The organism is Desulfovibrio sp. ZJ200, from assembly GCF_011039095.1.
GTDB lineage: Bacteria > Desulfobacterota > Desulfovibrionia > Desulfovibrionales > Desulfovibrionaceae > Desulfovibrio.
On the sequence record NZ_JAAKEH010000062.1, the window covers coordinates 1 to 8681 of the forward strand.

The following is an 8681-nucleotide window of genomic DNA, read 5'->3' on the forward strand; positions in this document are numbered from 1 at the left end:
GGACGTTGGGAAAGGATAAGCATACTTTCAGCAATCCGGGTAACGGGAGAGACTTGCAGTGTTGTTTTTGATGGGGCACTGGATGGAAAAATGTACAATGCTTATATTGAAAAATTTCTTCTTCCAACGCTTAAAGCTAACGATGTTGTTATAATGGATAATTTGAATGTCCATAAATCAAAAACCGCCCAAAACTTGATAAGGGAAAAAGGCTGCAAGTATATTTTCCTTCCAGAATACAGCCCGGATTTAAATCCCATTGAAAAGATGTGGAGCAAAGTGAAACAATTACTTCGGGGTATGAAAGCAAAAACATGTGATGAACTGTACAAGTCCATTGGAAAAGCATTAAGTTGTATCACACAAAAAGACGCTGAAGGATGGTTTAAATCCTGTGGCTATGTAAAAAGTTAAAAGCAAAATGCTCTAGATTTGTGTATGCTCTGACACACGCGGGCAACGCGGATTGAGGCCATATACAAAGAACGTGCCAGAGCGTAAAAAATGCCCCGGCACGTTCTCATTTATCGTGAAAAAAATTCTCATTTTACGCGACAGCTCACAAAGGAACTGAGAACAGAAGCGGTCGTTTGAGTCTCACTCATGTGCCCAAACAAAAAGCACTTACGGTTATTTATCGTAAGTGCTTGATTTTCCTGGAGCGGGAAACGGGATTTGAACCCGCAACCTTCAGCTTGGGAAGCTGACACTCTACCGTTGAGTTATTCCCGCGAACGTGGAGCGGGAGACGGGATTTGAACCCGCGACTTCAACCTTGGCAAGGTTGCACTCTACCACTGAGTTACTCCCGCATTCGGCAAAACGGCGAAATCTGGAAATGTTCTGGAGGCGGCATCCAGATTTGAACTGGAGATGGAGGTTTTGCAGACCTCTGCCTTACCACTTGGCTATGCCGCCGCTAAAAAAGTGGAGCGGGAGACGGGATTTGAACCCGCGACTTCAACCTTGGCAAGGTTGCACTCTACCACTGAGTTACTCCCGCTCAGCGAGAAATTCTTTTACGCGTCCCCCTTTCGCCTGTCAAGAGAAGGCCGCACATTTTTTCACAGTTTGCCGCGGCAGGGGCGGTGTTGCGCGTTTTCAGGCCGTGGACGCAGCCCCGATGCGCGAACGGACGCCGGGACAAGGCGCGGCCCAATGCGGTATGCCTGCCGCAGAGCGGCGCGCCGCGCGGATTGCCCCGCGCTGCCGCTTAACCCGGGTCACGGGCTGTTGCCCGGCAAGTTCGCCCCTGGCTATTCCTTGGGGCGCTTGTCCACAATGCGTTGGGCCTTGCCCTGGGAGCGCTCGATGGAATGCGGCTCCATGAGCCGCACCTTGACGGTGACGCCCAGAAATTCCTTGATATTCTTTTGCAGGCGGCTTTCCAGCATCTGAAGCTTGCGGATCTCGTCCGCAAAGAGCCTGTCGCTGACTTCCACGTTCACGGCCAGGGTGTCCAGATTGTTAACGCGATCGACAATGATTTGGTAATTGGGCGTCAGGCCTTCGCTTTCCATAAGCAGGCCTTCGATCTGCTGCGGAAAGACATTGACCCCCCGGATGATCAGCATGTCGTCGCTGCGGCCGCGCAGGCGCGAGATGCGCACATGCGTGCGCCCGCAGCGGCAGGGTGTGTAGTCAAGACTGGTGAGATCGCGGGTGCGGTAGCGCAGCAGGGGAATGCCTTCCTTGGTCAGCGTGGTCAGCACCAGCTCGCCCACCTCGCCGGGCGGCAGTTGCTCGCCGCTCACCGGGTCGATGATCTCGGGCAGGATGTGATCCTCCCAAAGATGCATGCCGCATTTGGCTTCCGCGCACTCCATGGCCACGCCCGGTCCCATTATCTCGGAAAGGCCGTAGATGTTCAGGGCGTCGATGCCCATTTTCTGCTCCATGTCCCGGCGCATGGCTTCGCTCCAGGGCTCCGCCCCGAACACACCGATGCGCAGCGGCAGATCGCGAAAGTCAATGCCCGCCTCCTGCCCGGCTTCCCAGAGGTGCAGGGCGTAGGAGGGCGTACAGCACAGCACTGTGGCCGCGAAGTCGCGCAGCAGACAGGCCTGCCGCCGCGTGGCCCCGCCCGAGGCCGGAACCACCGTGGCCCCCAGGTATTCGGCCCCGCCGTGCGCGCCCAGACCCCCGGTGAACAGGCCGTAGCCGTAGGCCACATGCACGATGTCCGAACGGTTCACGCCCGCGGCCGAAAGGCTGCGCGCCGCCAGCTCGGCCCAGTTTTGCAGATCCCGGGCCGTGTAGCCCACCACCACGGCTTTGCCCGTGGTGCCGCTGGAGGCGTGCAGGCGCACGATATTGTCGCGGGGCACGGCAAACAGGCCGTAAGGGTAGTGATTGCGCAGATCCTGCTTTTCCGTGAAGGGCAGGAGCCTGAGATCCGCCAGGGATGTGATGTCCGCCGGGCTGATGCCGATTTCGTCAAAGCGTTTGCGGTAAAAAGGCACATTGGCGTACACGCGGTTGCAGAGATCGCGCAGGCGGCGCAACTGCACTGCTTCAAGTTCCTCGCGGGGCAGAGTTTCCTGTTTGATATTGAAGAGCACGGCGCTACTCCTTTATGGGGGGGCGCGCAAAAACGCAAAGGTCTTTGCGCCCGACGTTGGGCCCGATTTTACGCAGAATCGCTGCGGCATGCCCCGGGGCTGCGCCGCTCCGTTGCGGCCGCGAGGGGCTGCGCGCGGGCATACGCCTGCGACGGCGCGCGATTCCGCGCCGGTCAGCATCGGTTCGGGCCGGTTTACGCCCATCTGCGGCAGTCCGCGCCGGGCGTTGCGGCGGCTGAAAAGGCCAAGGCTGCACTGTTGCCTTTCTGGTATGCCGCAATGTTCGGGGCGGGTCAATACAAGGCGTCCGGCATTGCTCTCCACCCGGCTTTGGGCTATGTTTGCGGCATGGAAAACACGCAATATATCCAAAGCAGCGGACCCGAGGCCCTGCGCCCGGCCCGCAAGCGTTACGCGACAGTTCCCACGGCTGAAAAGCTGGCGGAATGCATACACTGGCTTGAGGAACACAAGGCCGGGCAGATCGTGAGCATCGATCTTTCGGCCCGGGGGGTTTTCACGGATGCGCTGGTGGTGGTCACCGCGGGTTCCGCCCGTCACGGCCAAAGCCTGGCCGACGGCCTGGCGGCCCTCTGCCATGAGCGCAAGTACGAATTCCTGCGCATGGAGGGCTATGAGGCCGGGCAGTGGATTCTGGTGGATTTGAACGACATCGTCATTAATATCTTTCTGGAGCCGGTGCGCGAGCTCTATCGCCTGGAGTCCCTCTGGGAGTATATTCCGGGCCCCTCCGCGGCTGAGAGCAAGGAGGCGCGCGTATGACACCCACGCTTCTGTTGATTCTCGACGGCTGGGGCATTGCCCCGCCCGGGCAGGGCAACGCGCCCTCGCTTGCGCCCACGCCCAACATGGACGCGCTGTCGGCCCGTTGCCCGCACGCGCGTCTGATCGCCTCGGGTCGGGACGTGGGTCTGCCCAAGGGCTATATGGGCAATTCCGAAGTGGGGCATTTGAACATCGGGGCCGGGCGCGTGGTCTACCAGGACATGACGCGCATCGACGTGGCCCTTGAGGACGGAACCTTTGCCCGCAATCCCGTGATCAACGAGCTTCTGGCCGCGGTCAAAAAGAGCGGCGGCAGGCTGCATCTGACGGGCCTGCTTTCCGACGGCGGGGTGCACAGCCATATCCGCCATCTGGAAGCCCTGTGCGACATGGCGGCCACGGCGGGCGTGCGCGTGCGCGTGCACTGCCTGACGGATGGCCGGGACACGGACCCCAAAAGCGGCGCGGGTTTTGTGCGGGCCCTTGAGGAACATATCAAGGATCAGCCCCAGACCCGCATTGCAAGCCTCACAGGCCGTTTTTACGCCATGGATCGCGACAAGCGCTGGGAGCGGGTCAAGGCCGCCTGGGATCTGCTCGCGCACGGCGAGGGCCGCGCGGCGCCCGCGGGCCAGGGCCCGGTGCGGGCTTTGGAAGTCTCGTATGCTGAAGGCATCACGGACGAATTCGTCACGCCGGTGCGCTTTGACCTGGGCGACGCGCCGGGCATGGTTGACGGCGACGCGCTGTTTTTCTTCAATTTCCGCGCGGATCGCATGCGCGAGTTGACCCAGGCCTTTATCGAGCCCGACTTCAGGGGCTTTGCCCGCGGCGCGCGGCCCACGCTGGCCGCCATCGGTTCCATGACCTCGTATGAAGCCCGTTTCGACATCCCGGTGGCCTTTCCCCGGGAGGCCGCCCTGCTCGGCCTGGGAGAGGCCGTCTCCCGGCACGGCCTGCGGCAGCTCCGGCTGGCGGAAACCGAAAAATACGCTCATGTGACGTATTTTTTCAACGGTGGAGTTGAAGAGCCCTTTGCAGGGGAGGATCGCATCCTGGTGCCCTCGCCGCGCGACGTGCCCACCTATGATCTCGAACCGGCCATGAGCGCTCGCCAGGTCACGGAGAAATTTCTGGAAGCCTGGCAAAGCGGCGTCTATGATCTGGTGGTCTGCAATCTGGCCAACGGCGACATGGTGGGGCACACCGGCGTGCTCAGGGCCGCGGTGGAAGCCTGCGCCGTGGTGGACGAATGCGTGGGCCGCATGGTCAAAGCCGTGGAGGCGCGCAAGGGCCGCATGCTGCTCATTGCCGATCACGGCAACTGCGAGGTCATGCTCACGCCTGAAGGCGAGCCGCATACGGCGCATACCACCAATCCCGTGCCCTGCATTCTGCTGGAGCCCGGCGGCAGGGTCACCGCCCTGGCCGACGGCAGGCTGGCCGACGTGGCCCCCACCATCCTGGGGCTTTGGGGGCTGAAGCCCACCGAGCCCATGACCGGCCGGAATCTGGCCGCCGAGGAGGCGAGGCATGGCTGAGAAGGGCCGCCTCCAGCAACCTGTGCCGCCGGACGGCATGGAAATTCTCTTTTTTTATCAGTGCCCGCGGTGCGGGCGGCATGTGCCGCTGGTCAGCCCCACGGAACCCAAAATGATTTCCTGCGACGGCTGCGGCAATTCCTTTCCGATCATCCCGGTGGACGAGCACGGCCTGCATTATATACGGATCATGCTGGCCGGCGGTAAAGCCGCTGCGGACCCGGATTTTTTGTAAAGGACGCGCCGCCCATGCCCCCACAAGCGTGACGCGGCCGGGCCCTGGAGCCTCAGATCCCTGAAGCGCCAAGGCCCGGTCGTTGGCGTTGCGAGAGCTCGGGCGATCACAAATCAGGCGCGAAGCGCGGCTTGCCGCCGCCCGCTTCGCCGGGCTTGCTGCCGGGCCCATCCTCAGGGCTCGGTTTTGCATTTTTCGTCATGGCGGGGCCAGGCCGGACGCAGTAAAAATTTGGGGGCTGTCTTAGAGCAGATTACCTTTGACTTTTTATGAAAGTCAAAGGTGGCATTCAGGCGAAAAACGCGGTTTTCGCCTGAATGTACGCCGCGTTGCGGCGGCTGCCGCTTTCGCGTCAGCAGAGCATTTTGCTTTTGAAATTATTCAATTTCAAAAGCGGCGCTGCCATCATTTCCCCGCAAGCGGGACAAGCCCCCGCAAGCGGGACAAGCGCCTGAAAAGCGTGGTTTTCAGGCGCATTGCTTCAGCCGTTGCGACGAAGGAAGCTACGGATGAAGACAGCGACTGGTTACTGCGACCGCCAGAGCGGTTGCCGTTTTCAACAGCAAACCGCTCTAACACATAGGAATCATTGGTAGGCAGTACAGGACTTGAACCTGTGGCCCCCGCCTTGTAAGGGCGATGCTCCACCAACTGAGCTAACTGCCCGTTAACTGAATATATATTGCACAGCCCGTGGGGGCTGTCAATGCGCCCTGCGTTCAAAAGCCGGCAGGGGGCGTTGCGAAAGTTCCCGCATATCCCTGGCCAGCTTATTGCCAAGGGCTTCAGCCCGGTCGCGATCCAGCATGATCATATCCACCTGCCGGGTATGGATCAGCAGATAGCCCAAAAGGCGCGCCCGCTGCAATGTCTCCTGCGCATCCAGGCCCTCGGCCACGGCAAAGAGCGAGTCGTCCTTGGCCTCGGCGCGAAAATCATGATTTTCCAGAAGCTCCGCCAACATCTCCGCGCGCAGGCGGCGGCGTTCGCGATCGGCCGCGCCGCCCTTGAACTGAAAGCTCACGAAATTGTCGTGGCTGTCGTCGTCGGCCAGGCATTCCACCGTGCAGAAGTGATAGCCGTAGCGGGCCTGCAGGATCATATAGCGGGCGCTGATGATGAAGACGTTGCGATTGGCCATGCTGTTGGGGGCCATGCTTTCCAGCTCCGGATTCATGGCGCTCTCGAAAACAACGCTCATAAAGCCCGCCGCGCCGGCAGAGGGCGGCCCGGCCCAGGGCACGGCGACCATGCCGTCCCAGAGGGCGAGCATGGGCGCGCAGGCGATCTCGGCCAGATCCACCACAGAACCCCGGACAGGGCGCGTGAAGCCGCCGCCCATATCCACCACCCAGTATTGCAGTTTCCCCCCGGCCTTGAGCTGCTTGCCCATGCGGCGGCTGGCGCCCGCTTCGCCGTCAAACATGATCCGCGCCGCTTTTTCATGGCAAAAGCGGGTGATGTCATGCAGGCTGCGGCAATTTGCCGGGGAAAAGTCCGGGGATTCGGGGTCCAGCAGGTGCAGCGGCGTCATCAGCCGGGCCAGGGCGGCCAGGCGCTCCTGCACCGGGCTCCCGGCCATCAGATCGGGCTGCGCCACGCAGTCCGCCAGCAACTGGGGCTGAAGCCCGGCAAAAACCCTGTTGCGCGAAGCATCGACAGTCACTTCCCCGGCATCGGCCAAAAGGCGGCAGGCGTCAGGCAGGCTGAAAATCGCGGGCAGGCGATACTCCCGCGCCACCGAGGCCAGATGCCCGGCCATGCCGCCGGTTTCGCTGATCAGTCCGGCCGCGCGCGGAAGCAGGGTGGCCCAGCGCGGACGGGCGCGCTCCACCACCAGGACCCCGCCGGCGGGGAAAGAAAGCATGTCCACTTCCTTGCGGGCCACAAAAGCCTGCCCCATGCCCACGCCCGGGCTTACGGGCACCCCGCCGCAGGCCAGCACAGTGAGCCCCGGCGGCGGGGGAGCGGGCGGAGCAGCGGCATCCGAGCACTCCCCGGCCCCGGCGGCCTCGCGCAACGGCCTGCTCTGAAGCACTACCACGCGCCCCTCCCCGGCCTCTATGGCCCACTCCACATCCTGAGGCTCGCTGTAATATTCTTCCAGGGCCAGCGCCACGCGGGCCAGCGTTGCGGCCTGAGCGTCACTGAGGCTCGCGCCGCCGCGGACTCCATGTTCAGGCCCGGACGCGGACATTGCCTTTTCCACGGCAGCTGTTGCCTGCCCGGGCTGCCTGTTTGCAATACGCTTTTCCAGAAGCCGGGGCGGATTTTCGCGGCTGAAGATAAAAACATCCGGCGTGACTGTTCCGTCCACCACAGCTTGCGGCAGGCCGGGCACGGCATTGAGCGCCACCCGTTCAAGCCCCTGGGCGGCAGCCACGGGATCGCGGCTGTAGGCCACGCCCCCGGCCGCGGCCTTGACCATGGCCAGCACGCCCACGCTCATGGGCGCAGCGTCGTCCGGAATGCCGTGCTGAAAGCGGTAGCTCATGGCGGTCACTGCATATTTTGCCGCCACGATCTCCTTCCAGACCTCGCAGGCTTCTTCGGGAAGGACATTGAGTTCGGAACGGTATTGCCCGGCAAAGGTCACGCCCAGCGCATCCTCGCCCACGGCGCTGCTGCGCAGCGCAAGCTTGAGGTCCGGCCCCAGGCGCTCGCGCATCCTTTCCACAGCCTCCGTAATGGCCTCTTCCAGCTCCGGCGGCAGGGGCGCAGTGAGCACCTGTTGCTGCAACGCTGCCGACAGGCTGAAAAGCGCATCCAGGCTGCGCATGTCCGTGGACTGGATGCGGCTCTCCAGCTCGTCGCGCAGACCGTTGCAGTTCATAAAACGCTCGTACGCGCTGACCGTCACGGCGAAACCCACGGGCACATCCAGGCCCACCCCCGCGGCCAGCTCGCCCAGATTGGCCATCTTGCCCCCGACCTGCGGCAGATCCGCCAGGCGGATGTCTTCAAGCGGCAGGATCAAGGGGCCGTCGGCAACGGAGATGCGCCGGCTCAACATGCTTTCCATTTCCTGACGAATGCGGTCAAAAGCAGCCTGAAGCCCGGCATACTTGTTCTCCGAGAGGGCATTCAGCTCGCGCACCATCTGAAAAACCGCGGCGGTCGAGCGCGTGCTCACAGCGCGCACATAGCTCATGCCAAAGGGGCGTCTTCCGGTCAGGCGCTCCTCAACATCGCTCATGGCTTCCAGAGCATTTTTGTTGGCCGCCAGCAAACGGCGAAAGCGCGCGCAGCGTTCCCGCAAACGGGCCTTGAACTCCTCTTCGCGGGCCAGTTCCTCAACGTCAGGGGTAGCGTCGGGATTTCTGCCGCCACACAGACGGCGCACGCTTTCAAGAACTTTTTTCCACATAGCGACCTCTTGAACAGGCCCGGCCAAACCCGCCACTGCCGTTTGCCGCGTCAGGGGGTCTTTCTTGCGCGGTTTCACAATGAAACCGCTCTGGCCCTAGAGCATTTTCTCTTTGAAAATGCTCTGCTGACGCGAAAGCGGCAGCCGCCGCAACGCGGCGTACATTCAGGCGAAAACCGCGTTTTTCGCCT

Annotated in this window: 7 protein-coding genes and 5 tRNA genes; 5 read left to right on the plus strand and 7 right to left on the minus strand. The window is 62.0% G+C overall.

Features of this window, described 5'->3' with window-relative positions; translation table 11 throughout:
• On the plus strand, positions 1–414 hold a 414-nt coding region (locus G7Y52_RS13185; RefSeq protein WP_165068458.1), incomplete at its 5' end, for a transposase.
• Between the two features lie 243 nt (positions 415–657).
• Here the strand turns inward: G7Y52_RS13185 and G7Y52_RS13190 are convergent.
• The 5 genes from G7Y52_RS13190 to G7Y52_RS13210 form a co-directional block, all read right to left on the minus strand.
• Positions 658–732: transfer RNA gene (locus G7Y52_RS13190), tRNA-Gly, on the minus strand.
• Between the two features lie 5 nt (positions 733–737).
• A tRNA-Gly gene (locus G7Y52_RS13195) sits at positions 738–812 on the minus strand.
• A 32-nt stretch (positions 813–844) separates the two neighbouring features.
• A tRNA-Cys gene (locus G7Y52_RS13200) sits at positions 845–918 on the minus strand.
• A gap of 10 nt (positions 919–928) precedes the next feature.
• Positions 929–1003 (minus strand) — tRNA-Gly (locus G7Y52_RS13205).
• A 253-nt stretch (positions 1004–1256) separates the two neighbouring features.
• Positions 1257–2561 carry a phenylacetate--CoA ligase gene (locus G7Y52_RS13210; protein WP_165072657.1) on the minus strand — a complete coding sequence of 435 codons (1305 nt, stop codon included), beginning with the start codon at positions 2559–2561 and terminating at the stop codon, positions 1257–1259.
• Positions 2562–2819: 258 nt separating this feature from the next.
• On the opposite strand from G7Y52_RS13210, the gene rsfS reads away from it, so the two are divergent.
• Genes rsfS through G7Y52_RS13225 form a run of 3 tightly spaced genes read left to right on the plus strand, consistent with a single transcriptional unit; the run spans position 2820 to position 5123 of the window.
• Positions 2820–3344: a ribosome silencing factor gene (gene rsfS / locus G7Y52_RS13215; protein ID WP_241159758.1), complete on the plus strand. Its 525-nt coding sequence runs from the start codon at positions 2820–2822 to the stop codon at positions 3342–3344.
• The gene (gpmI, locus tag G7Y52_RS13220; RefSeq protein ID WP_165072659.1) at positions 3341–4888 is read left to right on the plus strand and encodes a 2,3-bisphosphoglycerate-independent phosphoglycerate mutase; all 1548 of its coding nucleotides are present in this window, start codon (positions 3341–3343) and stop codon (positions 4886–4888) included. Before rsfS ends, gpmI begins: the two co-directional genes overlap by 4 nt.
• Positions 4881–5123, plus strand: a complete 243-nt coding sequence (locus G7Y52_RS13225; RefSeq protein WP_165072661.1) for a hypothetical protein — start codon at positions 4881–4883, stop codon at positions 5121–5123. The genes gpmI and G7Y52_RS13225 overlap by 8 nt, the downstream gene beginning before the upstream one ends.
• Positions 5124–5713: 590 nt before the next feature.
• Here G7Y52_RS13225 and G7Y52_RS13230 read toward each other — a convergent pair.
• Both G7Y52_RS13230 and G7Y52_RS13235 read right to left on the minus strand, forming a co-directional pair.
• Positions 5714–5789 (minus strand) — tRNA-Val (locus G7Y52_RS13230).
• A gap of 37 nt (positions 5790–5826) precedes the next feature.
• Entirely contained in the window at positions 5827–8490 is a 2664-nt protein-coding gene (locus tag G7Y52_RS13235; protein ID WP_165072538.1) for a PEP/pyruvate-binding domain-containing protein, read from the minus strand.
• Between the two features lie 9 nt (positions 8491–8499).
• On the opposite strand from G7Y52_RS13235, the gene G7Y52_RS13240 reads away from it, so the two are divergent.
• Positions 8500–8681 (plus strand): hypothetical protein (locus G7Y52_RS13240; protein ID WP_165072663.1); only part of this gene is annotated, 182 nt, incomplete at its 3' end.

Coding starts and splice junctions, on each gene's coding strand:
- gpmI (WP_165072659.1), top strand. CDS start 3,341: ATGACACCCACGCTTCTGTTGATTCTCGACGGCTGGGGCATTGCCCCG.
- G7Y52_RS13235 (WP_165072538.1), bottom strand. CDS start 8,490: ATGTGGAAAAAAGTTCTTGAAAGCGTGCGCCGTCTGTGTGGCGGCAGA.
- G7Y52_RS13225 (WP_165072661.1), top strand. CDS start 4,881: ATGGCTGAGAAGGGCCGCCTCCAGCAACCTGTGCCGCCGGACGGCATG.